This window comes from Pseudomonas frederiksbergensis (genome assembly GCF_001874645.1).
GTDB lineage: Bacteria > Pseudomonadota > Gammaproteobacteria > Pseudomonadales > Pseudomonadaceae > Aquipseudomonas > Aquipseudomonas frederiksbergensis_B.
In genome coordinates this window covers 1,967,269-1,991,128 of the sequence record NZ_CP017886.1, presented here as the reverse complement: position 1 = coordinate 1,991,128, position 23,860 = coordinate 1,967,269, and the positions used below count along the sequence as shown (strand labels likewise).

The window sequence follows — 23,860 nt, the reverse complement described above, 5'->3', positions numbered from 1 at the left end:
AAAACTCAGGCTGGAAGATTAATCTTCCTTACCCTTGTTCCGCACCGCGCGCTGCAGCTCGCGACCGGCATCGCGTTCGCGCTCGGTATCACGCTTGTCGTATTCCTTCTTGCCCTTGCCCAGAGCGATCTCGCACTTGATCAAGTGCTTGCTCCAGTACAACGACAGGCAGACGCAGGCGTAACCCTTCTGTTGCACAGCGGCAAACAGCTTCTCCAGCTCACGCTGGTTGAGCAGCAACTTGCGCGTACGCGTCGGGTCGGCGATGACGTGGGTGCTGGCGGTGGTCAGCGGGGTGATATGACTGCCGAGCAGCCAGGCCTCGCCATCCTTGAGCAGCACATAACTGTCGACCAGTTGCGCCTTGCCTGCACGCAAACTCTTTACTTCCCAGCCGGCCAGGACCATGCCAGCCTCGAACCGGTGTTCGATGAAGTAATCGTGTCGCGCCTTTTTATTCTGCGCGATGGTCCCTTCGGGGTGTTTCTTCTGTTTAGCCATAGGGGCGGCATTATAGGGAGTTGCGCGCGAGTCGGCTACGGTGAACCTGCGTGCTTGAGCGCATTGAGTGAATCCCGGACAATGCGCCCTCTTTTTTGATCGGTTGGGCGTGTTAAGGATGTCGTCAGACAAGGTTTCAGTCCACGGCAGTTGGGCTAGCCGTTGGGTTTTCATACTCGCTGCGACCGGTTCAGCCGTGGGGCTGGGTAGTATCTGGAAATTCCCCTATATGGTCGGCGTCTATGGCGGCGGCGCGTTTGTGTTGGTATTTCTGGCGTGTATCGCGCTGATTGGCGTGCCGGTGATGCTGGCCGAAACCCTGATTGGTCGTCGTGCCCGGCACAGTCCGGCAAATGCCTTGAAGGTGCTGGCACTTGAAGCCGGTCATTCGGCGAAATGGTCCTGGGGCGCGTTTGCCGGGATGATCACGGCACTGCTGATTCTGTCTTTCTATAGTGTGGTGGGTGGCTGGTCGCTGGATTACATCATCGACATGGGGCGCGGTGACTTCCAGGGCGTGACGGCCGATCAGGTCGGCGCCTATTTTGGTGGGGTGATCGCCGACCCTTGGCGCCTGACGTTGTGGCACACCCTCTTTATGTTGTTGTCGGCATTCGTTATCGCCAAAGGCGTAGTCGCGGGGCTAGAGCGCAGCTTGCGGATCATGATGCCGTTGCTGTTCGTGATGCTGGTGATTCTGTTGGGCTACAGCCTGACTACCGGGCATTTCATGGAGGGCGTGCACTTCATGTTCGACTTCAACCCGGACAAGTTGCTGGACGGCTTGCTGCCGGCCATGGGACATGCGTTTTTTTCCCTGAGCGTCGGTGTTGGTTCGATCATGATCTACGGTGCTTATATGCCTAAGCATTCGTCGATTTCCGGGACCATTGTTGGCGTTGCATTACTGGATACCTTTGTTTCGTTGCTGGCTGGTCTGGCGTTGTTTCCGATTGTGTTTGCGGCAGGTTTGAACCCAAGCGAAGGGCCTGGATTGATGTTCGTCAGCCTGCCATTTGCCTTTGGTAACGTCGCATTCGGCCAGTTGATGGGCGTGGTGTTCTTCGTGCTGGTGGCGATAGCGGCCTGGAGTTCGGCGATTTCCTTGCTGGAGCCGATGGTGGCCTACCTGGTTGAGCGGACCAACATCCGTCGTGGCTGGGTGACGTTCTGGCTGGCGTTCAGTTGCTGGTTTGTTGGCTTGGGAACGGTGTTTTCCTTCAATATCTGGAAACAGGCCAAGTTTTTCGTGAATGATGGCGGTGCGTTTCACCTGTACCAATGGGGCGCGCAAGGCGGTCTGGATTTCTTTGGCGTGATCGACTTTTTCACCTCGCGGATCATGTTGCCACTCGGTGGTTTGTGTTTTGTGGTGTTCGCCGGTTGGGTGATGGGCCGTGAGGCGGTACGCGACGAATTGTCGATGCGCAGCCCGGCATTGTTTGCTCTGACTTTGTTCTTGATGCGCTATGTGGCGCCTATTGGCATTCTTGTAGTGTTTGCCGCCCAGCTGTGGAAGTGACGCTGACATGACGACACATATTCAACGTTCGGCCCTGTTGCCGTATCCCGCGCAAGCGCTGTATGACCTGGTCAATGACGTGGCGCGCTATCCAGAGTTTTTGCCCTGGTGTTCCGAGGCAGAAGTGCTGGAAAGCTCTGCCGAGCACATGCGCGCGAGCGTGGGTGTGGCCAAGGGCGGGTTAAGCCAGCATTTCGTGACGCGCAATACGCTGGTGCCTGGGCATTCGATCGAGATGAATCTCGAAGAGGGGCCGTTCAATCAACTGCATGGTGTTTGGGTATTCAAGCCGTTGGGCGAGAAGGCCTGCAAGATCAGTCTGGACCTGTCGTTCGATTATGCTGGGCCGATTGTTCGGGCGACGCTAGGGCCGTTGTTCAATCAGGCGGCGAACACGCTGGTGGACGCGTTCTGTCAGCGCGCCAAGCAGTTGCATGGTTGAGTCGGTGATTGACGTCGAGGTGGTGTATGCCGCCATCGACCGCCAGGTGTTGCTCAAGGTGGCGGTGCCCGTGGGCACTACTTTACGAGCGGCACTGGCTGAATCAGGCATTGCCGAGCTGTTTCCCGAGCTGGACCTGGTAGCGTGCCCGGTAGGGGTTTTCGGCAAGGTGATTGCCGATCCCGAGAGCCGTCAGGTTCAGGCGGGTGACCGCATCGAGATTTATCGAGCGTTGCTGGCGGATCCAAAAGAGGTTCGTCGGTTGCGGGCGGCCAAGGCTGCGGCGCAGGCCAAGGCTAGGGATCAGTAGATTTCCTTGGTGACAGACGACAAAAAGCCCGGACATGCCGGGCTTTTTGTTGCGTCGCATTTTATTGCGGCGTTGTGTCCAGCGGTGCTGGCGTCGGGACCGGAACGGTTTCGACTTTGTCGACGTCCTTCTGGATCTGATCCAGCAGCGAGCCCGGTTTTACTGGTTTCTCTGGCTTCGGCTTCTCGGCGTTTTCAGCAGGGGCGCTTACGGTGGTGCCGGTGCCCTTGCCGAGAATCGCTTCGTCTCGGCTCACGCCAGGCATGAAATCGCCCGACAGGCTGACAAGCTGGTCGTTAGGGTTGAAGATAACGCTGATGCGTTCCTGTTGGCGTTCACCGCCGCCTGGCTGCAGGCTATACAAGTAATCCCAGCGATCGGCATGGAACGTGTCGGTCAGCAGAGGGTTACCCATGATAAACCGTACTTGCCGACGGGTCATTCCCGGGCGTAACTGGTCTATCATGTCCTGCGTGACGACATTGCCCTGCTGGATGTCGATTTTGTAAACCCCGGGGAATGAACAACCGGCGAGTGCGAGCAGTCCCACGAAGGTGAAACTGGTTAGCAAGAGCTTGGTGTTTTGCATCGGTGGGCGACTTCCACTATCTTGGCTGGGACAACGTAAACGCCGATCATACCCGCATTAAGAGAAGCTGCGAAGCAGCATCGCGAGAAAGCTGACCATGGTTGAAAATAGCGAACTACGCAAAGCCGGCCTCAAAGTGACCCTGCCACGGGTCAAAATTCTGCAAATGCTCGATTCCGCCGAGCAACGTCACATGAGTGCCGAAGATGTTTACAAGGCGCTGATGGAAGCTGGCGAGGATGTCGGTCTGGCCACGGTTTACCGTGTACTGACCCAATTCGAAGCGGCTGGTCTTGTGGTCCGTCACAACTTCGATGGTGGCCACGCGGTATTTGAACTCGACGATGGCAAGCACCACGACCATATGGTCAACGTCGAGACCAGTGAAGTGATCGAGTTCTTCGACGAAGAAATCGAAAGGCTGCAAAAGGCTATCGTCGATAAGTATGGTTTCGAGATGGTTGATCACAATCTGGTGCTGTACGTACGCAAGAAAAAGTAAGCATGTCGCGCGGATTTTTGATCCGCGAAACGAGCGAAGGCGACCCGAGGGTCGCCTTCGTGCTTTCTGGTGATCTTAAATTTTTGCAGTCACGACCATTTTCTTTGCATGGGCCAGGGATTCCTTGGTCAGGTCGATCCCTCCGAGCATTCGCGCTACTTCTTCAATCCGCTCATGTTTACTCAGCTTGGACACGGCGGTGTGCGTGGCATCGTCACCGCGTACCTTGTGGACAAATAGATGCTGATGGCCCTGGGAGGCCACTTGCGGCAAGTGAGTGACAGTTAGTACCTGTCCGCGTTCCCCAAGGCGGCGCAAGAGCTGGCCGACAATTTCCGCTGTCGGGCCGCCAATGCCAACGTCCACTTCGTCGAACACCAGTGTTGGCACTCGCGAGGTTTGTGCGGTGATCACCTGGATGGCCAGGCTGATTCGTGACAGCTCGCCGCCCGATGCCACTTTGGCCAATGCCTTGAGTGGTTGCCCGGGGTTGGCGCTGACCAGCAGTTCCACCTGTTCGAGTCCGTTGGGCAGCAGTTCGGTGCTGGTGTTGGGGCGTAGCTCAATGGTGAAGCGCCCACCAGGCATACCCAAACGTTGAATCTCCTGTTCGACGGCATTGGCCAGGCTGGTCGAGGCTTGATGACGCAGATCGCTCAGTTCTCGGGCTTTTTCCTGATAGTGCCGGGCAAACGCGCCCAGCTCTTCGCTCAGTCGTTCGATGGACTCGTCGTTGGCATTCAGTGTTTCGATCTCGTCCAGCAGCCTTTGTTGAAGCTCTGCGACTTCGGTGGGCTGGATCCGGTGTTTGCGCGCCAGGGTATAGATCGTGTCGAGGCGCTCTTCCAGTTGCTGAAGGCGCGCCGGATCGGCGTCGAAGTGGTCGAGAAAGCGGTTCAGTTCGCCAACGGCCTCCTCCACCTGAATCTGTGCGCTGGTCAGCAGGTTGGTCGCTTCGCCCAGGGCGCCGACTGAATTGTTCACGCTCGACAGGCGATTGAGGCTGGCTGTCAGGGCGTTCAGTACATTGCCGGAATCGCTTTCGCTGCATTGCTCGACCACCTGTCGGCAAATGCCGAGCAAGGTTTCGGCGTTGGTCAGGTTTTTGTGTTCCTGCTCCAGTTGCTCCAGCTCACTCTCGCCCAGGCCGAGGTTTTCCAGCTCTTCGAGCTGATAGCTGAGCAGTTGATGGCGAGCACGCTGTTCATCGCCGGAGTTGGAGAGTCGTTCCAGTTCCTGGCGGGTTTGTCGCCAGCGCTGGGCGGCAAGCTGCACCTGGCGGGCGAGGTCCGTGGCGCCGGCGTATTCGTCGAGCAGTCGGCGGTGCGTGTCGGTTTTCAGTAACGATTGGTGTTCATGCTGGCTGTGGATATCGATCAGCAGTTCGCCAAGGGCTTTGAGGTCGCCCAGTGGGCAGGGGCTGCCGTTGATGTAGCCGCGTGAGCGACCTTCGGCGGTGATCACCCGGCGCAGGATGCACGGGCCATCCGTATCGAGGTCACGCTCGGCCAGCCAGGTACTGGCTTCCGGGATATCGGCGAGGTCGAACGTGGCCAGGATGTCGGCCTTCTCGGCGCCTGGGCGAATCACGCCGCTGTCGGCGCGATCGCCAAGGGTCAGGCCCAGGGCGTCGAGCATGATCGACTTGCCGGCGCCGGTTTCCCCTGTGATCACGCTCATCCCTCGATCGAGTTCCAGATCAAGATGTTCAACGATGGCGTAGTTATGTACGGACAGGTGCACCAGCATAGAGGCCGCTCCCAGGCTTTAGGTCTGGTTATTTATACAGTGTTTTGTTTCTGGCTGACAATGCCCGTGTTTAGCTCGATTTGCTTGGTAAGGCTGTTTTCTTAAAACCCGCTGGAATGTCAAATCAGCTGTTTTTGTAAGGGTAATGGCATTCAGCGGTCCGGCAGCCCTTGAAGCTGAAAATTGCGACCCCATATACCGGGGCAGAAGCGCGAGTCGAGTTCGCGCACGATTTTGAAAGGAGAAATCTATGGCTGACGAACAGACGCTGGATACGCAAAATCTAGACGCCAATCAGGCTCCCGAAGCATCGGGTGAAGACCTGGTGGCACGTGTACAAGTGCTCGAAGAGCAACTGGCTGGGGCGCAGGATCAGTCTTTGCGTGTTGCTGCCGATCTGCAGAACGTCCGCCGTCGCGCCGAGCAGGATGTAGAAAAAGCTCACAAATTCGCGTTGGAGAAATTCGCCAACGATTTGCTGCCGATCATCGACAGCCTGGAGCGTGGCCTTGAGCTGTCCAACCCGGACGACGAAAGCATTCGCCCTATGCGTGAAGGCATCGAACTGACCCTGAAAATGTTCCAGGACACCCTGAAGCGTTATCAGCTGGAAGCGATCGATCCTGAAGGTGAACCGTTCAACGCCGCACACCACCAGGCGATGGCCATGCAGGAAAGCGCCGACATGGAACCCAACAGCGTGCTGAAGGTGTTCCAGAAGGGCTACATGCTCAATGGTCGTCTGCTGCGCCCGGCCATGGTCGTGGTCAGCAAGGCTCCGGCGCCGGTTTCGCCGTCGATTGACGAGCAGGCTTGAAATTCGCCGTAAGGCCCCCATTTAGAAGTCAAGCGTTTAAGTGCTACCGCAGTTAGCCACCACTGCTGCGGCAACCAAATCCAAAGTTTCGGGAGAGTGAACATGGGCAAAATCATCGGTATCGACCTGGGGACTACCAACTCCTGCGTCTCCATTCTTGAAAACGGCAACGTAAAAGTTATCGAAAACGCTGAAGGCGCGCGTACCACGCCGTCGATCATCGCGTACGCCAACGATGGCGAAATTCTGGTTGGCCAGTCGGCCAAGCGTCAGGCAGTGACCAATCCGCACAACACCCTGTACGCGGTCAAGCGTTTGATCGGTCGTCGCTTTGAAGAAGAAGTGGTCCAGAAAGACATCCAGATGGTCCCTTACAAGATCGTCAAGGCTGACAACAATGACGCCTGGGTTGAAGTGAACGGCCAGAAAATGTCGCCGCCACAGATCTCGGCTGAAATCCTCAAGAAAATGAAGAAAACCGCCGAAGACTACCTCGGCGAGACTGTAACTGAAGCGGTCATCACCGTTCCGGCCTACTTCAACGACAGTCAGCGTCAGGCGACCAAAGACGCCGGCCGTATTGCAGGTCTGGACGTAAAACGCATCATCAACGAACCAACCGCAGCCGCTCTGGCTTACGGTATGGACAAGGCCAAGGGCGATCACACCGTGATCGTTTATGACCTGGGTGGCGGTACTTTCGACGTCTCCGTAATCGAAATCGCCGAAGTCGATGGCGAGCACCAGTTCGAAGTGTTGGCCACCAACGGTGACACCTTCCTGGGTGGTGAAGACTTCGACATTCGTCTGATCGACTACCTCGTTGACGAATTCAAGAAAGAAAGCGGCATGAACCTCAAAGGCGACCCGCTGGCCATGCAGCGCCTGAAAGAAGCCGCTGAGAAAGCCAAAATCGAGCTGTCTTCGAGCCTGCAGACCGACGTCAACCTGCCGTACATCACAGCAGATGCGACCGGTCCTAAGCACTTGAACGTGAAAATCTCCCGCGCCAAGCTGGAAGCGCTGGTTGAAGACCTGGTTCAACGCACCATCGAGCCTTGCCGCATTGCCCTGAAAGACTCGGGTATCGACGTTGGCAAGATTGATGACGTGATCCTGGTCGGCGGTCAGACCCGTATGCCGCTGGTTCAGAAGCTGGTAACCGAGTTCTTCGGCAAAGAAGCCCGTAAAGACGTTAACCCGGACGAAGCGGTTGCCATGGGTGCTGCTATCCAGGGCGCAGTGTTGGCCGGTGACGTGAAAGACGTTCTGCTGCTCGACGTCAGCCCGCTGACGCTGGGTATCGAAACCATGGGCGGCGTGATGACGGCGCTGATCGAGAAGAACACCACGATTCCTACCAAGAAATCGCAAGTGTTCTCGACTGCCGATGACAACCAGGGCGCAGTGACCATTCACGTGCTGCAAGGCGAGCGTAAGCAAGCTGCCCAGAACAAGTCCCTGGGCAAGTTCGACCTGGCCGAGATTCCACCAGCACCACGTGGCGTGCCACAAATTGAAGTGACCTTCGACATTGACGCCAACGGCATCCTGCACGTAGGTGCGAAAGACAAGGCTACCGGCAAGACTCAGTCGATCGTGATCAAGGCCAACTCCGGTCTGTCCGAGGAAGAAATTCAGCAGATGATTCGTGATGCTGAAACCAACGCCGACGAAGATCGCAAGTTCGAAGAGCTGGCCACTGCCCGTAACCAGGGCGACGCGCTGGTTCACTCGACGCGCAAAATGGTCGCTGACGCTGGCGATAAAGTGACTGCTGAAGAGAAGACTGCAATCGAAGCGGCCGTGGTTGCCCTGGAAGCCGCCGTCAAAGGCGACGACAAGGCTGCCATCGAAGCCAAGGTTGAAGAGCTGTCGAAAGTCTCTGCTCCAGTGGCGCAGAAAATGTACGCCGAGCAGGCTCAGCCAGCTGAGGGTGCAGCACCGCACGCTGAGAAGGCTGAAAAGGCTGACGACGTTGTCGACGCTGAGTTCGAAGAAGTTAAAGACCACAAGTAAGTTGTTGGTCGGCCGGTTGACTGCCTTTGTGCGGTGACTGGTAGGATGTCGCCGCGCGGGAGCTTGCTCCCGCGTTGGCGTGTCTGGAGTAGGCGAATTTTTACAGCATGCGACAGTGTTCGTGTGCTGGCGGTGCGGACGGGGATGCTCCTGCTTTCCGATCCACAGGTACCGCATCGAATCAAAGACCAGGATCGTTGAATTGACGTGAGTTGGGTCCGGGCCTGTATTGGGGCTCAACGAGTTTGGCGAAGCTCAGGAGGGGTTTGCCGAACGTCCTTAAGAGTGCAAAGACTTATGGCAAAGCGTGACTATTACGAAGTGTTGGGTGTTGAGCGTGGCACGAGCGAAGCGGACCTGAAAAAGGCCTACCGTCGCTTGGCGATGAAGCACCACCCGGACCGTAATCCTGACGACAAAGCGTCGGAAGAGAAATTCAAAGAGGCCAACGAGGCCTACGAAGTGCTGTCCGATTCGAGCAAGCGCGCGGCGTACGACCAGTACGGTCATGCCGGTGTCGACCCAAGCATGGGCGGCGGCGGTGCTGGTTTGGTGGTCAGAACTTCTCCGATATCTTCGGTGATGTGTTCAGTGACTTCTTCGGCGGCGGTCGCGGCGGTTCCCGTGGCGGGGCTCAGCGGGGCAGCGATCTGCGTTACACGCTGGAGCTGAACCTGGAAGAGGCGGTGCGCGGCACAACCGTGAATATCCGTGTTCCGACACTGGTCAACTGCAAGCCGTGCGACGGTTCGGGTGCCAAGAAAGGCTCCGCGCCGATCACCTGCCCGACGTGCGGCGGTATCGGTCAGGTGCGCATGCAGCAAGGCTTCTTCTCGGTGCAGCAAACCTGCCCGCGTTGCCATGGCCAGGGCAAGATCATTTCCGACCCGTGCAACTCCTGCAATGGCGAAGGTCGTGTCGAAGAGTACAAGACGCTGTCGGTGAAAGTGCCGGCTGGCGTTGATACCGGTGACCGCATTCGTCTGTCGGGCGAAGGCGAGGCGGGTACTCAAGGTGGGCCGACTGGCGACCTTTACGTGGTGATCAACGTGCGCGAGCACGCGATCTTCCAGCGTGACGGCAAGCATCTGTTCTGCGAGGTGCCAATCAGCTTCGTTGATGCGGCGCTGGGCGGCGAGCTGGAGATTCCGACTCTCGATGGTCGGGTCAAACTGAAGATTCCAGAAGGTACTCAGACCGGTAAGCAGTTCCGTGTGCGTGGCAAAGGCGTTGCGCCGGTTCGTGGCGGTGGTGCGGGCGATCTGATGTGCCGTGTGGCGGTCGAGACTCCGGTCAATCTGGGGCGTCGTCAGCGCGAGTTGCTGGAAGAGTTCCGCAGTTCCCTGGCGGACGACAACAGTCAGTCACCGAAAACCACCGGTTGGTTCGAAGGCGTGAAGCGCTTCTTCGGCGATCTGTAAGGAGTCAGGCATGCGACGTATAGCTGTGATGGGCGCTGCCGGGCGCATGGGCAAGATCCTGGTCGAAGCGGTGCAGCAGCGCGCGCCGCTCACCGGCCTGACGGCGGCAATCGTGCGCCCCGGCAGCACTCTGATTGGCGTGGATGCCGGTGAACTGGCCTCGTTGGGGCGTATCGGTGTGCCGTTGTCCGGTAGCCTGGACGCGGTGGCCGATGAGTTCGATGTGTTGATCGACTTCACGCTCCCGGAGGTCATGCTGAAAAACCTGGCGTTCTGCCGCAAGGCGGGCAAGGCCATGGTGATCGGCACCACGGGATTGGGCGCTGCGGAAAAACAGCTGCTGGTCGAGGCGGGCAAGGACATTCCGATAGTGTTCGCGGCCAATTTCAGTGTTGGCGTGAACCTGTCGCTTAAGCTGCTCGATATGGCGGCTCGTGTGCTGGGCGATGATGCTGATATCGAAATCATCGAAGCGCATCATCGGCACAAGATCGATGCGCCTTCAGGTACGGCTTTGCGCATGGGTGAGGTGATTGCCAGCGCATTGGGTCGTGATCTGCAGAAAGTGGCGGTCTATGGGCGGGAAGGTCACACCGGTGCGCGTGAGCGCGAAACCATCGGCTTCGCCACCGTTCGTGGTGGTGATGTGGTGGGTGATCATACGGTGCTGTTCGCCTGTGAGGGTGAGCGACTGGAGATCACTCATAAGGCGTCGAGTCGCATGACTTTCGCCAAGGGCGCGGTGCGTGCTGCGTTGTGGCTGGATGGTCGTGAGCCGGGTCTTTACGACATGCAAGACGTGCTCGACCTGCGTTAAGATGCACCCGAAATCGGGTTCAAACGCAGCGTTTGAGCCCGATTTGCCTCGCCAAGCGGCGTCCTGTCGCATTCCCCGGCCTTTAAGGCTCATTGGCGGTAGACCAAAACAGCCTTTTTCTGTAAGCTACAGCTTTAGTGTGTCCACTAAAAGCGCGCAGAATAATTCAGTGAAGAAGCGGGGTGACGTGTCCATACGTCACTCCGCTTTTTTGCAACCTGCGATCGCCCTTTCAGGCTTTATTTACGGGAGGTCTTCTTGACTAAGCCAGCCATACTCGCCCTTGCTGATGGCAGCATTTTTCGCGGCGAAGCCATTGGAGCCGACGGTCAAACCGTTGGTGAGGTGGTGTTTAACACCGCCATGACCGGCTATCAGGAAATCCTTACCGATCCTTCCTACGCCCAACAGATCGTTACCCTGACTTACCCGCACATCGGCAACACCGGCACCACGCCGGAAGACGCCGAGTCTGACCGCGTCTGGTCTGCAGGTCTGGTGATTCGTGACCTGCCACTGGTTGCGAGCAACTGGCGTAACACGATGTCCTTGTCCGATTACCTGAAGGCCAACAACGTTGTGGCAATCGCTGGTATCGACACCCGCCGCCTGACACGCATTCTGCGTGAAAAAGGCGCGCAGAACGGCTGCATCATGGCTGGCGACAACATCTCCGACGAAGCTGCGATTGCAGCGGCGCGCGGCTTCCCGGGCCTGAAGGGCATGGATCTGGCGAAAGTCGTCAGCACCAAAGAGCAGTACGAATGGCGCTCGACGGTCTGGGACCTGAAAACCGACAGTCATGCGACGATCGACGCTTCCGAGCTGCCGCATCACGTGGTGGCCTACGACTACGGCGTCAAGCTGAACATCCTGCGCATGCTGGTCGAGCGCGGCTGCCGCGTGACCGTGGTGCCGGCACAAACTCCAGCTGCTGAAGTGCTGGCCCTCAAGCCGGACGGTGTGTTCCTGTCCAACGGCCCGGGTGACCCGGAGCCTTGCGACTACGCGATCCAGGCGATCAAGGACATCCTTGAAACCGAGATCCCGGTGTTCGGCATCTGTCTCGGTCACCAGCTGCTGGCTCTGGCCTCTGGCGCCAAGACCCTGAAAATGGGTCATGGCCACCACGGTGCCAACCACCCGGTTCAGGACCTGGACACGGGCGTCGTGATGATCACCAGCCAGAACCACGGTTTTGCGGTAGACGAAACGACCCTGCCTGCCAACGTGCGCGCGATCCACAAATCGCTGTTCGATGGCACCCTGCAAGGCATCGAGCGTACCGACAAGAGCGCGTTCAGCTTCCAGGGTCACCCTGAAGCCAGCCCTGGTCCGAACGATGTGGCGCCGCTGTTCGATCGCTTCATCAACGAGATGGCCAAGCGACGTTAATCGCCGGGCTTGAGCATGTAGCGAGAAGTCCTTGAGGGTGGCCCCGGTAACCCGGCGGCCCCTGAAGGACTTCAGAGATTGATCAAGACGGCTTCTCCTCGGGGATTGCCGTCGGACCTGCGGATTTGAGTGACTACCCATGCCAAAACGTACAGACATTAAAAGCATCCTGATTCTCGGCGCTGGCCCGATCGTGATCGGCCAGGCTTGCGAATTCGACTACTCCGGCGCCCAGGCTTGCAAAGCCCTGCGCGAAGAGGGTTACCGCGTCATTCTGGTGAACTCCAACCCGGCCACCATCATGACCGACCCGGCCATGGCGGACGCCACCTACATCGAGCCGATCAAGTGGCAGACCGTTGCCAAGATCATCGAGAAAGAGCGTCCAGACGCGCTGCTGCCGACCATGGGCGGCCAGACTGCTCTGAACTGCGCTCTGGACCTGGAGCGCGAAGGTGTTCTGGAGAAGTTCGGCGTAGAGATGATCGGTGCCAACGCTGACACCATCGACAAGGCTGAAGACCGTTCGCGTTTCGACAAGGCGATGAAGTCCATCGGCCTGGATTGTCCGCGCTCCGGTATCGCCCACAGCATGGAGGAGGCCAACGCAGTCCTCGAAAAACTGGGCTTCCCGTGCATCATTCGTCCATCCTTCACCATGGGCGGCACCGGTGGCGGTATTGCTTACAACCGTGAAGAGTTCGAAGAGATCTGTGCCCGTGGTCTGGACCTGTCGCCGACCAAAGAGCTGCTGATCGACGAATCGCTGATCGGCTGGAAAGAGTACGAGATGGAGGTTGTCCGCGATAAGAAGGACAACTGCATCATCGTTTGCTCGATCGAAAACTTTGACCCAATGGGTGTGCACACCGGTGACTCGATCACCGTTGCTCCGGCACAAACCCTGACGGACAAGGAATACCAGATCATGCGTAACGCCTCGTTGGCGGTACTGCGTGAGATCGGCGTTGAAACCGGCGGCTCCAACGTTCAGTTTGGCATCTGCCCGGACACTGGCCGTATGGTCGTGATCGAGATGAACCCGCGTGTATCCCGCTCTTCAGCACTGGCCTCGAAAGCCACTGGTTTCCCGATTGCGCGTATCGCTGCCAAGCTGGCGATCGGCTACACCCTGGACGAGTTGCAGAACGAAATCACCGGTGGCGCTACTCCTGCGTCCTTCGAGCCGTCCATCGACTACGTCGTGACCAAGCTGCCACGCTTCGCCTTCGAAAAATTCCCGAAAGCCGACGCCCGCCTGACCACTCAAATGAAGTCGGTCGGTGAAGTCATGGCCATCGGTCGGACCTTCCAGGAATCCCTGCAGAAAGCCCTGCGCGGTCTGGAGGTAGGTGTTTGCGGTCTGGACGAAAAGCTCGACCTGAGCAATCCGGAAAGCATGAGCGTGCTCAAGCGTGAGCTGACCGTGCCGGGCGCCGAGCGTATCTGGTACGTGGCTGACGCCTTCCGCGCCGGCATGACTGTCGAAGAGATCTTCGGCATGAACATGATCGATCCTTGGTTCCTGGTGCAGATCGAAGACCTGATCAAGGACGAAGAGAAGGTCAAGACCCTGGGCATGTCCAGCATTGACCGCGACATGATGTACCGTCTCAAGCGCAAGGGCTTCTCCGATCAGCGTCTGGCCAAGTTGCTGGGTGTGACTGAGAAGAGCCTGCGGACCCACCGTCACAAGCTGGAAGTGTTCCCGGTCTACAAGCGCGTCGACACCTGCGCGGCCGAGTTTGCCACCGACACCGCTTACCTCTACTCGACCTACGAGGAAGAGTGCGAAGCCGCGCCGTCGGGTCGCGACAAGATCATGATTCTGGGTGGCGGTCCTAACCGTATCGGCCAGGGCATCGAGTTCGATTACTGCTGCGTACACGCGGCACTGGCGCTGCGCGAAGACGGGTACGAGACCATCATGGTCAACTGCAACCCGGAAACCGTTTCCACCGACTATGACACCTCCGATCGTCTGTACTTCGAGCCAGTGACCCTGGAAGACGTGCTGGAAATCGTCCGCGTCGAGAAGCCAAAAGGCGTGATCGTTCAGTACGGCGGCCAGACCCCGCTGAAACTGGCGCGTGCTCTGGAAGCTGCTGGCGTTCCGATCATCGGCACCAGCCCTGATGCCATCGACCGCGCTGAAGACCGTGAACGCTTCCAGCAAATGGTTGAGCGTCTGAATCTGCGTCAGCCGCCGAACGCCACCGTGCGCAGCGAAGACGAAGCGATTCGCGCTGCCAGCAAGATCGGCTACCCGCTGGTAGTGCGTCCGTCCTACGTATTGGGCGGCCGGGCGATGGAAATCGTCTACGAAGAAGAAGAACTCAAGCGCTACCTGCGTGAAGCGGTTCAAGTGTCCAACGACAGCCCGGTGCTGCTGGACCACTTCCTCAATTGCGCCATCGAAATGGACGTGGATGCGGTTTGCGACGGCACCGACGTGGTGATCGGCGCGATCATGCAGCACATCGAACAGGCAGGCGTTCACTCTGGTGACTCCGCGTGCTCGCTGCCACCGTACTCGCTGCCTGCGCATATCCAGGACGAGATGCGCGAGCAGGTCAAGAAAATGGCCCTGGAACTGGGCGTGGTCGGCCTGATGAACGTTCAGTTGGCGCTGCAAGGCGAAGACATTTACGTCATCGAAGTCAACCCGCGCGCTTCCCGTACCGTACCGTTTGTGTCCAAGTGCATCGGTGTTTCCCTGGCGATGATCGCGGCTCGCGTGATGGCCGGTAAAACCCTGAAGGAAATCGGTTTCACCAAAGAAATCATTCCTAACTTCTACAGTGTGAAAGAGGCGGTGTTCCCATTCGCCAAATTCCCTGGCGTTGACCCGATCCTCGGCCCAGAGATGAAGTCCACCGGTGAAGTGATGGGTGTGGGCGACACCTTCGGCGAAGCCTTTGCCAAAGCCCAGATGGGCGCCAGCGAAGTGCTGCCGACCGGAGGTACTGCGTTCATCAGCGTGCGTGACGATGACAAGCCACTGGTTGCAGGCGTAGCCCGTGATCTGATCAACTTGGGCTTCGAAGTGGTTGCCACTGCCGGTACTGCCAAGCTGATCGAGGCTGCCGGCCTGAAAGTACGCCGTGTGAACAAGGTGACCGAAGGTCGTCCGCATGTGGTCGACATGATCAAGAATGACGAAGTCACGCTGATCATCAACACCACTGAAGGTCGTCAGTCGATCGCTGATTCATACTCCATTCGTCGTAATGCCTTGCAGCACAAGATCTACTGCACCACTACCATTGCTGCTGGCGAAGCTATCTGTGAAGCGCTGAAGTTCGGTCCCGAGAAGACTGTGCGCCGCTTGCAGGATCTACACGCAGGATTGAAGGCATGAGCATAACCAAGTACCCAATGACCGTTCAGGGCGCGAAAGCTCTGGAAGAAGAACATGCTCACCTGACCAAGGTCGTCCGTCCGAAGCTCAGCCAGGACATCGGTACGGCCCGCGAGTTGGGTGACTTGAAGGAAAACGCCGAATACCACGCTGCTCGCGAGCAGCAGGGTATGGTCGAGGCGCGGATCCGCGACATCGAAGGCCGCATGCAGAATGCGGTGATCATCGATGTCACGAGCATTCCTCATACCGGCAAAGTGATTTTCGGTACCACCGTTGAAATCGCCAACGTTGAAACGGATGAAAGCGTCACTTATCACATCGTGGGCGAGGATGAGGCTGACTTCAAACTCGGCAAGATCTCCGTCAGTTCGCCACTTGCTCGCGCCTTGATTGCCAAGGAAGAGGGTGATGTGGTGGCGGTCAAAACGCCTAGCGGCGTTATCGAGTACGAGATTGTCGAAGTCCGCCATATCTGAAGGCAAGCGCCTGCTTCGTGTGGGCGCCATGCTTTGGCAACTGACTCAGATGTTATGGGTTGGCGGTCTGTGGTTGTTGCACATCGGTCTGCTGCCGGTGCTGGGCCGTATTGGCCTGGCGCCGCTGCTGATCGAAGAAATTTCAGGCATGCTGAGTGCGCTGCTGGTCGGGTTTTCAGCGGCGTGCGTTACTTTTCAGGTTTTGGTGCTGGTTCAGGCCAAGGGCCTTGTCAGTCTATGGCGCGATATTCGCGGGCAACTGCTATTGATGGCGCTATGCGCGAGTGCGATGTACTTCGTCGTACGAATCGGCTGGCCGCAGGCGCAGCACTGGTTGCTGTTCAGCTATCTTGTGCTGGGTTTTTCCGGGCTGCTGCTGGTATCGCAACCGGTGCCGGGATGGGGTGGCAGGGTGCGCGAAGCACACCCTTGACCCGTATGATCACTTGAAGCGATGGACGTTCGACAGTTGCTTGTTGGCGCTGAAGTTCTTGCGGTAAATCAGCGCCATCTTGCCGATGACTTGTACCAGATCCGCTTTGCCGGCCTTGCACAGTTCTGCAATGGCTGCCAGGCGCGATTCGCGATCGAGGATGCTGAGCTTGATCTTGATCAGCTCATGATCGCCCAATGCGCGTTCCAGTTCGGCTAAAACACCTTCAGTCAAACCGTTGTCAGCCACAGTCAAAACTGGTTTCAGATGGTGGCCAATGGATTTGTACTGTTTCTTCTGCTCTTGAGTGAGCGGCATAATCTGACCCCTGCGTCTGATCTTGTAAAAAGCGGCGGCCAGTTTACCCGAGCGAGTCCGGGACCGCCCAGTTAATCGCGACTCGTTTATTTTTTTGAGGTGGCCCGTGGCCCGTTCCAAGACAAGTCTTAAATGGCTGCAAGAGCATTTCAACGACCCATTCGTCAAAATGGCGCAAAAAGACGGGTATCGCTCCCGTGCCAGCTACAAGCTGCTGGAGATCCAGGAAAGAGACCGTTTGATCCGTCCGGGCATGAGCGTAATCGACCTGGGCGCCGCCCCGGGTGGGTGGTCCCAAGTGACCAGTCGTCTGATTGGTGGGCAAGGTACGCTGATCGCTTCCGACATTCTGGAAATGGACAGCATCCCTGATGTGACCTTTATTCAGGGCGACTTCACCGAGGATGCCGTGCTGGCGCAGATTCTCGAAGCTGTCGGAAAAAACGAGGTGGACCTTGTGATTTCCGATATGGCCCCCAATATGAGTGGATTGGCGTCTGTAGATATGCCGCGATCGATGTTCCTGTGCGAGTTGGCGCTGGATCTTGCGACTCGGGTGTTGAAGCCAGGTGGTGATTTTTTGATCAAGGTCTTCCAGGGTGAAGGCTTCGACGAATACCACAAGAGTGTTCGCCAGCAGTTCGAAAAGGTCATGACGCGCAAGCCTAAATCGTCGCGCGATCGGTCTCGTGAGCAGTACCTGCTGGGCCGTGGTTTCCGTGGTCGTAGCGAGGAATAAGAGGTTTTTCGACCGGGGTGATAGGTTTTTCGTATTTCGCCCCGTGAGCATTAGCGAATATTGTGTAGAAAGTGTTTCACAAAGGGTTACAGACGGCGCCTGCCAGAGCCGTAGGTAATGTAGTAAGTTAGGCCGGTGAATATCATGCGAAGCGCGCGCCAGTAGCGGAGCTTGCTTCAGAGGGTAGTTAATTGAACGATATGGCAAAGAATCTGATCCTGTGGTTGATCATCGCGGCTGTCCTCGTGACGGTGATGAACAACTTCTCCAGCCCTAACGAGCCGCAGACCCTCAACTATTCCGACTTCATCCAGCAGGTCAAGGATGGCAAGGTCGAGCGTGTAGCCGTGGACGGCTATGTCATTACTGGCAAGCGCAATGATGGCGACAGCTTCAAGACCATTCGTCCGGCCATTCAGGATAACGGTCTGATTGGCGACCTGGTGGATAACCACGTAGTCGTTGAAGGCAAGCAGCCTGAACAGCAAAGCATCTGGACTCAACTCCTGGTCGCAAGCTTCCCGATCCTGGTGATCATCGCCGTCTTCATGTTCTTCATGCGGCAGATGCAGGGCGGTGCCGGTGGCAAGGGCGGACCGATGAGCTTCGGCAAGAGCAAGGCACGCCTGCTCTCCGAAGATCAGGTGAAAACCACCCTGGCTGACGTTGCCGGTTGCGACGAAGCCAAGGAAGAAGTGGGCGAGCTGGTCGAGTTCCTGCGTGATCCGGGCAAGTTCCAGCGCTTGGGTGGTCGCATTCCTCGCGGCGTACTGATGGTGGGTCCACCGGGTACCGGTAAAACCCTGTTGGCCAAAGCCATTGCTGGTGAAGCCAAAGTACCGTTTTTCACCATCTCCGGTTCCGACTTCGTCGAAATGTTCGTTGGTGTGGGTGCCAGCCGTGTTCGCGATATGTTCGAGCAGGCGAAAAAACACGCACCTTGCATCATCTTCATCGATGAAATCGACGCTGTCGGTCGTCATCGTGGTGCTGGCATGGGCGGTGGTCACGACGAGCGCGAACAGACTCTCAACCAGTTGCTGGTAGAGATGGATGGCTTCGAAATGAATGACGGCATCATCGTCATCGCCGCTACCAACCGTCCTGACGTACTTGACCCTGCGCTGCTGCGTCCAGGCCGTTTTGACCGTCAGGTTGTCGTGGGGCTGCCGGACATTCGTGGTCGTGAGCAAATCCTGAAAGTTCACATGCGCAAAGTGCCAATGGGTGACGATGTTGCTCCAGCGGTTATTGCGCGTGGTACGCCTGGCTTCTCTGGTGCCGACCTGGCCAACCTGGTGAACGAGGCTTCGCTGTTCGCTGCCCGTACCGGCAAGCGCGTTGTCGAGATGAAAGAGTTCGAACTGGCCAAAGACAAGATCATGATGGGCGCCGAGCGCAAATCGATGGTCATGTCCGAGAAAGAAAAGCAGAACACCGCTTATCACGAAGCCGGTCACGCTATCGTTGGTCGCGTCGTGCCTGAGCATGATCCGGTCTACAAGGTCTCGATCATTCCGCGTGGCCGTGCGCTGGGTGTGACCATGTTCCTGCCCGAAGAAGACCGTTACAGCCTGTCCAAGCGAGCGTTGATCAGCCAGATCTGTTCGCTGTACGGCGGCCGTATTGCTGAAGAGATGACTCTGGGCTTCGACGGTGTCACCACCGGTGCCTCCAACGACATCATGCGTGCCAGCCAGATTGCACGGAACATGGTCACCAAGTGGGGCTTGTCGGAAAAACTGGGTCCATTGATGTATGCCGAAGAAGAAGGTGAAGTGTTCCTCGGTCGTGGCGGCGGAGGTCAACACGCCAGCTTCTCGGGCGAGACTGCCAAGCTGATCGACTCTGAAGTGCGCAGCATCATTGATCAGTGCTACGGCACGGCCAAGCAGATCCTGACGGATAATCGCGACAAGCTCGACGCCATGGCTGATGCACTGATGAAGTACGAAACCATTGATGCCGAACAGATTGATGACATCATGGCTGGTCGCACACCGCGTGAGCCTCGTGACTGGTCGGGCGGCACCGGTACTCCTCCTGTTGTACAGGAAGAGCGTCCGGAAACCCCGATCGGTGGTCCGGCCGCCGACGTCTAAGGTTTGAAATGACTCTTGTACAGTCCTCAACCCGGTTGCCTTGCGGCAACCGGGTTCTTGATTTGGCCCATACGCATGTCATGGGCATTCTCAATGTCACTCCCGATTCCTTCTCTGATGGTGGTCGCTTCAGCCAGCTCGATGCAGCTCTGCGACACGCTGAGGCGATGGTGGTTGCCGGTGCGACTCTCATTGATGTAGGCGGTGAATCGACCCGGCCTGGCGCGCGGGCGGTCTCGCCGCTCGAGGAGCTCGAGCGTGTGGCGCCGATCATCGAGCGGATTCATCGTGAACTGGATGTGATTATCTCGGTCGATACCTCGACACCTGCGGTCATGCGTGAAACTGCGCGTCTGGGAGCCGGTCTGATCAATGACGTGCGTTCGTTGCGTCGAGAGGGTGCGCTGGATGCGGCGGCGGCTACCGGATTGCCGGTGTGCCTGATGCATATGCTAGGTGAGCCGGGAGATATGCAGGATAATCCGCATTATGATGACGTGACGAGCGAGGTCGGTGAGTTTCTTGCCGAGCGTATGGCGTCGTGTGCTGCGGCCGGTATTCCCGCTGAACGGATCATTCTTGATCCGGGTTTCGGGTTTGCGAAAAATCTGCAGCACAATTTGAGTCTGTTCAAGCATATGGAAGCCCTGCATGTCTTGGGGCGGCCCCTGTTGGTTGGGGTTTCGCGAAAGAGCATGATCGGGCAGGCATTGAATCGCCCGGTGGGAGAGCGGCTGCATGGCGGTCTGGCTCTCGCGGCGTTGGCTGTCGTCAAGGGTGCGCAAATCTTGCGCGTGCATGACGTGGCCGAAACAGTGGATGTGGTACGGATGATCACTGCAGTTGAATCAGCCGAATAAGAATGATGGAGCGCTTATGACTAAGAAGTATTTTGGCACCGACGGCATTCGTGGTCGGGTCGGCGAGTATCCGATTACCCCTGAGTTCATGCTCAAGCTCGGTTGGGCCGCGGGCATGGCCTTTCGCAGTAAGGGCGCTTGCAAGGTTCTGGTCGGCAAGGACACTCGAATCTCTGGTTATATGTTCGAATCGGCGCTTGAGGCCGGGCTTACCTCCGCCGGGGCTGACGTCATGCTGTTGGGGCCGATGCCTACTCCGGCTATCGCCTATTTGACACGTACCTTCCATGCGGAAGCCGGGATTGTGATCAGTGCTTCGCACAATCCACATGACGATAACGGCATCAAGTTCTTCTCCGGTCAGGGCACGAAACTGCCGGACGATGTTGAGCTGATGATCGAAGAGTTGCTCGATATGCCGATGACAGTGGTTGAGTCGAGCAAGATCGGCAAGGTCTCGCGAATCAACGACGCCTCTGGTCGTTACATCGAGTTCTGCAAAAGCAGCGTGCCAACCGGTACCAATTTCGCCGGTCTGAAAATTGTGATCGACTGCGCACACGGTGCCACCTATAAGGTGGCTCCGAGTGTTTTCCGTGAGTTGGGCGCGCAGGTGACGGTGCTTTCTGCGCAGCCTGATGGCCTGAACATCAATCACAATTGCGGTTCGACCCATATGGGGCAATTGCAGGCAGCTGTAGTGGCTGAGCACGCCGACCTGGGGATTGCCTTCGATGGTGATGGTGATCGGGTGTTGATGGTTGATCACACCGGCGCGATCGTCGATGGCGACGAGTTGCTATTCATCATTGCGCGCGATCTGCATGAGTGTGCCAAGTTGCAGGGTGGTGTGGTTGGAACCTTGATGAGTAACCTGGGGTTGGAGTTGGCCCTGGCTGATCTGGGGATTCCTTTTGTGCGGGCCAACGTTGGTGATCGCTATGTGATCGCCGAGCTGCTTGAGCGTAAATGGCTGGTGGGCGGTGAAAACTCCGGCCACGTCGTGTGCTTCAGTCATACCACTACGGGTGATGCGATTATCGCTGCGTTGCAGGTGTTGATGTCGCTGAAGCGCCGTTGCGAAGGTCTCGCGCAATCGCGTCAGGCGCTACGCAAGTGCCCTCAGGTTTTGATCAATGTGCGTTTCGGTGGTGGTGCAAATCCGGTCGAGCATGCGGCGGTCAAAGAGGCCAGCGAGCGTGTCACCAAGGCTATGGCAGGGCGTGGTCGCGTGTTGTTGCGCAAGTCTGGCACAGAGCCGCTGGTGCGGGTCATGGTCGAAGGCGAGGACGAAACCCTGGTTCGTGGTTACGCCGAAGAGCTGGCAAAATTGGTTGGTGAAGTTTCTGCCTGATTTCGGCTTGCCAGTAATGATGTGGTTGGGTAACATCTGCGCCCACTTTGACCGACGAGGTACAGCATGCGTCGCCCTATGGTAGCTGGTAACTGGAAGATGCACGGTACCCGCGCCAGCGTCGCTGAGCTGATTAACGGCCTTCGTCATCTGGCCTTGCCGAGCGGTGTTGAAGTCGCGGTATTCCCGCCTTGCTTGTATATCAATCAAGTGATTGATGGCTTGGAAGGTAAGTCGATTTCGGTCGGCGCGCAGAACTCTGCGGTGGAGTCCGTGCAAGGTGCATTGACCGGTGAGATTGCACCGAGTCAGTTGGTGGATGCAGGTTGTTCCCTGGTGCTCGTTGGGCACTCCGAGCGTCGCCAGATCATGGGCGAGCGTGACGGGACGCTGATTCGCAAGTTTGCAGCGGCACAGGCATGTGGCTTGACTCCGGTGTTGTGCATAGGGGAGACCCTTGAGCAGCGTGAAGCCGGAAAAACTCTTGAGGTTGTCGGGCGTCAGCTGGGCAGCATCATCGAGGAGCTGGGTGTTGGTGCGTTTGCAAAAGCAGTAATCGCTTACGAGCCGGTCTGGGCCATTGGCACCGGGCTGACTGCTTCGCCGCAACAAGCGCAGGATGTGCATGCAGCCATTCGCGCGCAGTTGGCGGCAGAAAATTCTGAAGTCGCGCAAGGTGTGCGGCTTCTATACGGCGGCAGCGTGAAGGCGGCCAATGCGGTCGAACTGTTCGGCATGCCGGATATCGATGGGGGGCTCATTGGTGGAGCTTCCCTGAATGCAGATGAGTTCGGTGCGATTTGTCGCGCCGCGGGAAACTGAAAAAATGCTGGAAACAGTCGTAGTCGTTTTTCATCTGCTGGGCGCACTGGGCGTAGTTGCTCTCGTATTGCTGCAGCAGGGTAAAGGTGCGGATGCTGGCGCGTCTTTCGGAGCAGGTGCTTCAAATACTGTGTTCGGAAGCCAAGGTTCCTCTACCTTTCTTAGTAAGTTTACTGCTATACTTGCCGCAGGTTTCTTCATAACCAGCTTAGGGTTAGGTTACTTTGCTAAAGAGAAAGCTCATCAGCTGACTCAAGTAGGTTTACCAAACCCGGCGGTGTTGGAAGTTCCAAAGCAAAAACCGGCTTCTGATGATGTCCCGGTGCTTCAAGAGCAAAAGTCGGCAACCAATGCGACTGACGTACCTCCAGCTCAAGAGCAAAAGTAAGAAGGGTTTCAAACGTAGTATTGCCGAGGTGGTGGAATTGGTAGACACGCAACCTTGAGGTGGTTGTGCCCATAGGGTGTAGGGGTTCGAGTCCCCTTCTCGGTACCAATTATCAGGAGAGCCCGCTGTTGCGGGCTTTCTTGTAGGTGGAAGGTTACATTGACCCTGTTAGGGATCGGTCGTATACTTCCGCCCCAGCTTTGTCGCGGGGTGGAGCAGTCTGGTAGCTCGTCGGGCTCATAACCCGAAGGTCGTCGGTTCAAATCCGGCCCCCGCAACCAGTTTCAGGAGCCCCTTTTCAGGGGCTTTTTGTTAGCTGGACACTTTATAACGCCGCTGTTCAACGGCGTTTCAGGGATGGGCGTTTCGCCCATTTTTTTATTTTGCATAGCATGCATTTACATGCACGAGGGGGTTCAGGTGTCGAGCAAGCTAGAACAGTTGCAGGCCTTGTTGGCCCCGGTGGTCGTGGCCCTTGGCTATGAATGCTGGGGTATTGAGTTTTCGGCTCAAGGTCGCCACTCACTGTTGCGCGTTTATATCGATAAAGAAGGCGGCGTACTGGTGGACGATTGCGCCATCGTCAGTCGTCAGATCAGCGGTGTGCTGGATGTTGAAGATCCGATCTCCGTTGAATACACCCTTGAAGTTTCCTCGCCTGGCATGGAACGCCCACTGTTCACCATCGAACAGTTTGCAAAATTTGCCGGTGAACAAGTGAAGATCAAGCTGCGTTCGCCTTTTGAAGGCCGACGTAACTTTCAGGGCCTTCTGCGCGGTGTAGAAGAACAGGATGTCGTGGTGCAGGTTGAAGACCATGAGTTCCTGTTGCCGATCGATATGATCGACAAGGCCAACATTATTCCCAGTTTTGACTGAGACGCGGATCCCGCGGATCCAATGGCTTGCGAAAGGCGAGG

General features: G+C 57.3%; 22 protein-coding genes, 2 tRNA genes and 1 pseudogene. 21 read left to right on the top strand and 4 right to left on the bottom strand.

Translation table 11 applies throughout. From position 1 onward, the window contains the following. Positions 1–18: 18 nt before the first annotated feature. Positions 19–501, bottom strand: a complete 483-nt coding sequence (gene smpB / locus BLL42_RS09845; RefSeq protein ID WP_019691770.1) for an SsrA-binding protein SmpB — start codon at positions 499–501, stop codon at positions 19–21. Positions 502–619: 118 nt separating this feature from the next. On the opposite strand from smpB, the gene BLL42_RS09840 reads away from it, so the two are divergent. Genes BLL42_RS09840 through BLL42_RS09830 form a run of 3 tightly spaced genes read left to right on the top strand, consistent with a single transcriptional unit; the run spans position 620 to position 2,775 of the window. Next, complete coding sequence (locus BLL42_RS09840; RefSeq protein ID WP_071551883.1) at positions 620–2,023, top strand: sodium-dependent transporter; 1,404 nt, start codon at positions 620–622, stop codon at positions 2,021–2,023. Positions 2,024–2,030: 7 nt separating this feature from the next. Then, a complete protein-coding gene (locus tag BLL42_RS09835) occupies positions 2,031–2,465 on the top strand; it encodes a type II toxin-antitoxin system RatA family toxin (protein WP_071551882.1) in 435 nt (144 codons plus the stop codon). Continuing rightward, positions 2,458–2,775 (top strand): RnfH family protein, encoded by a 318-nt coding sequence (locus tag BLL42_RS09830; RefSeq protein WP_071551881.1) that lies wholly within the window; start codon positions 2,458–2,460, stop codon positions 2,773–2,775. The genes BLL42_RS09835 and BLL42_RS09830 overlap by 8 nt, the downstream gene beginning before the upstream one ends. A gap of 61 nt (positions 2,776–2,836) precedes the next feature. On the opposite strand, the gene BLL42_RS09825 is transcribed toward BLL42_RS09830, so the two are convergent. Then, the gene (locus BLL42_RS09825; RefSeq protein WP_071551880.1) at positions 2,837–3,364 is read right to left on the bottom strand and encodes an outer membrane protein assembly factor BamE; all 528 of its coding nucleotides are present in this window, start codon (positions 3,362–3,364) and stop codon (positions 2,837–2,839) included. A 97-nt stretch (positions 3,365–3,461) separates the two neighbouring features. Here BLL42_RS09825 and fur point away from each other — a divergent pair, with 97 nt between their 5' ends. Beyond that, positions 3,462–3,866: a ferric iron uptake transcriptional regulator gene (gene fur / locus BLL42_RS09820; RefSeq protein WP_003197684.1), complete on the top strand. Its 405-nt coding sequence runs from the start codon at positions 3,462–3,464 to the stop codon at positions 3,864–3,866. A gap of 75 nt (positions 3,867–3,941) precedes the next feature. Here fur and recN read toward each other — a convergent pair whose 3' ends face one another. Continuing rightward, positions 3,942–5,615: a DNA repair protein RecN gene (recN, locus tag BLL42_RS09815; RefSeq protein ID WP_071551879.1), complete on the bottom strand. Its 1,674-nt coding sequence runs from the start codon at positions 5,613–5,615 to the stop codon at positions 3,942–3,944. A gap of 250 nt (positions 5,616–5,865) precedes the next feature. Between recN and grpE the strand changes: the two genes are divergently transcribed. The 8 genes and pseudogenes from grpE (at position 5,866) to BLL42_RS09775 (ending at position 16,357) form a co-directional block, all read left to right on the top strand. Next, positions 5,866–6,432 carry a nucleotide exchange factor GrpE gene (grpE, locus tag BLL42_RS09810; protein ID WP_071551878.1) on the top strand — a complete coding sequence of 189 codons (567 nt, stop codon included), beginning with the start codon at positions 5,866–5,868 and terminating at the stop codon, positions 6,430–6,432. Between the two features lie 102 nt (positions 6,433–6,534). Further along, complete coding sequence (dnaK, locus tag BLL42_RS09805; protein WP_071551877.1) at positions 6,535–8,451, top strand: molecular chaperone DnaK; 1,917 nt, start codon at positions 6,535–6,537, stop codon at positions 8,449–8,451. Positions 8,452–8,748: 297 nt separating this feature from the next. Further along, positions 8,749–9,872, top strand: a pseudogene (gene dnaJ / locus BLL42_RS09800) (molecular chaperone DnaJ). A 10-nt stretch (positions 9,873–9,882) separates the two neighbouring features. Continuing rightward, positions 9,883–10,689, top strand: a complete 807-nt coding sequence (gene dapB, locus BLL42_RS09795) for a 4-hydroxy-tetrahydrodipicolinate reductase (protein ID WP_071551876.1) — start codon at positions 9,883–9,885, stop codon at positions 10,687–10,689. 258 nt (positions 10,690–10,947) lie between these two features. Beyond that, positions 10,948–12,084: a glutamine-hydrolyzing carbamoyl-phosphate synthase small subunit gene (gene carA / locus BLL42_RS09790; protein ID WP_071551875.1), complete on the top strand. Its 1,137-nt coding sequence runs from the start codon at positions 10,948–10,950 to the stop codon at positions 12,082–12,084. 139 nt (positions 12,085–12,223) lie between these two features. Continuing rightward, the gene (gene carB, locus BLL42_RS09785; RefSeq protein WP_071551874.1) at positions 12,224–15,445 is read left to right on the top strand and encodes a carbamoyl-phosphate synthase large subunit; all 3,222 of its coding nucleotides are present in this window, start codon (positions 12,224–12,226) and stop codon (positions 15,443–15,445) included. Positions 15,446–15,447: 2 nt separating this feature from the next. Next, a complete protein-coding gene (gene greA, locus BLL42_RS09780) occupies positions 15,448–15,924 on the top strand; it encodes a transcription elongation factor GreA (RefSeq protein WP_071555727.1) in 477 nt (158 codons plus the stop codon). 28 nt (positions 15,925–15,952) lie between these two features. Further along, positions 15,953–16,357 carry an MFS transporter gene (locus BLL42_RS09775; RefSeq protein ID WP_071551873.1) on the top strand — a complete coding sequence of 135 codons (405 nt, stop codon included), beginning with the start codon at positions 15,953–15,955 and terminating at the stop codon, positions 16,355–16,357. Positions 16,358–16,366: 9 nt separating this feature from the next. On the opposite strand, the gene BLL42_RS09770 is transcribed toward BLL42_RS09775, so the two are convergent. Beyond that, the gene (locus BLL42_RS09770) at positions 16,367–16,675 is read right to left on the bottom strand and encodes a YhbY family RNA-binding protein (protein WP_071551872.1); all 309 of its coding nucleotides are present in this window, start codon (positions 16,673–16,675) and stop codon (positions 16,367–16,369) included. A 106-nt stretch (positions 16,676–16,781) separates the two neighbouring features. On the opposite strand from BLL42_RS09770, the gene rlmE reads away from it, so the two are divergent. The 9 genes from rlmE (at position 16,782) to rimP (ending at position 23,819) form a co-directional block, all read left to right on the top strand. Beyond that, a complete protein-coding gene (gene rlmE, locus BLL42_RS09765) occupies positions 16,782–17,414 on the top strand; it encodes a 23S rRNA (uridine(2552)-2'-O)-methyltransferase RlmE (protein ID WP_071551871.1) in 633 nt (210 codons plus the stop codon). Positions 17,415–17,614: 200 nt separating this feature from the next. Then, complete coding sequence (gene ftsH / locus BLL42_RS09760; protein WP_054594064.1) at positions 17,615–19,516, top strand: ATP-dependent zinc metalloprotease FtsH; 1,902 nt, start codon at positions 17,615–17,617, stop codon at positions 19,514–19,516. Positions 19,517–19,524: 8 nt separating this feature from the next. Next, positions 19,525–20,376, top strand: a complete 852-nt coding sequence (folP, locus tag BLL42_RS09755; protein ID WP_071551870.1) for a dihydropteroate synthase — start codon at positions 19,525–19,527, stop codon at positions 20,374–20,376. A gap of 16 nt (positions 20,377–20,392) precedes the next feature. Continuing rightward, a complete protein-coding gene (gene glmM, locus BLL42_RS09750) occupies positions 20,393–21,730 on the top strand; it encodes a phosphoglucosamine mutase (protein ID WP_071551869.1) in 1,338 nt (445 codons plus the stop codon). Between the two features lie 66 nt (positions 21,731–21,796). Then, a complete protein-coding gene (gene tpiA, locus BLL42_RS09745) occupies positions 21,797–22,552 on the top strand; it encodes a triose-phosphate isomerase (protein ID WP_071551868.1) in 756 nt (251 codons plus the stop codon). 4 nt (positions 22,553–22,556) lie between these two features. Further along, positions 22,557–22,940: a preprotein translocase subunit SecG gene (gene secG / locus BLL42_RS09740; protein WP_054594060.1), complete on the top strand. Its 384-nt coding sequence runs from the start codon at positions 22,557–22,559 to the stop codon at positions 22,938–22,940. A gap of 22 nt (positions 22,941–22,962) precedes the next feature. After that, a tRNA-Leu gene (locus BLL42_RS09735) sits at positions 22,963–23,048 on the top strand. A gap of 96 nt (positions 23,049–23,144) precedes the next feature. After that, a tRNA-Met gene (locus tag BLL42_RS09730) sits at positions 23,145–23,221 on the top strand. A 139-nt stretch (positions 23,222–23,360) separates the two neighbouring features. Further along, positions 23,361–23,819, top strand: coding sequence for a ribosome maturation factor RimP (gene rimP / locus BLL42_RS09725; RefSeq protein ID WP_047539309.1), 459 nt, complete (start codon positions 23,361–23,363; stop codon positions 23,817–23,819). Positions 23,820–23,860: the final 41 nt, after the last annotated feature.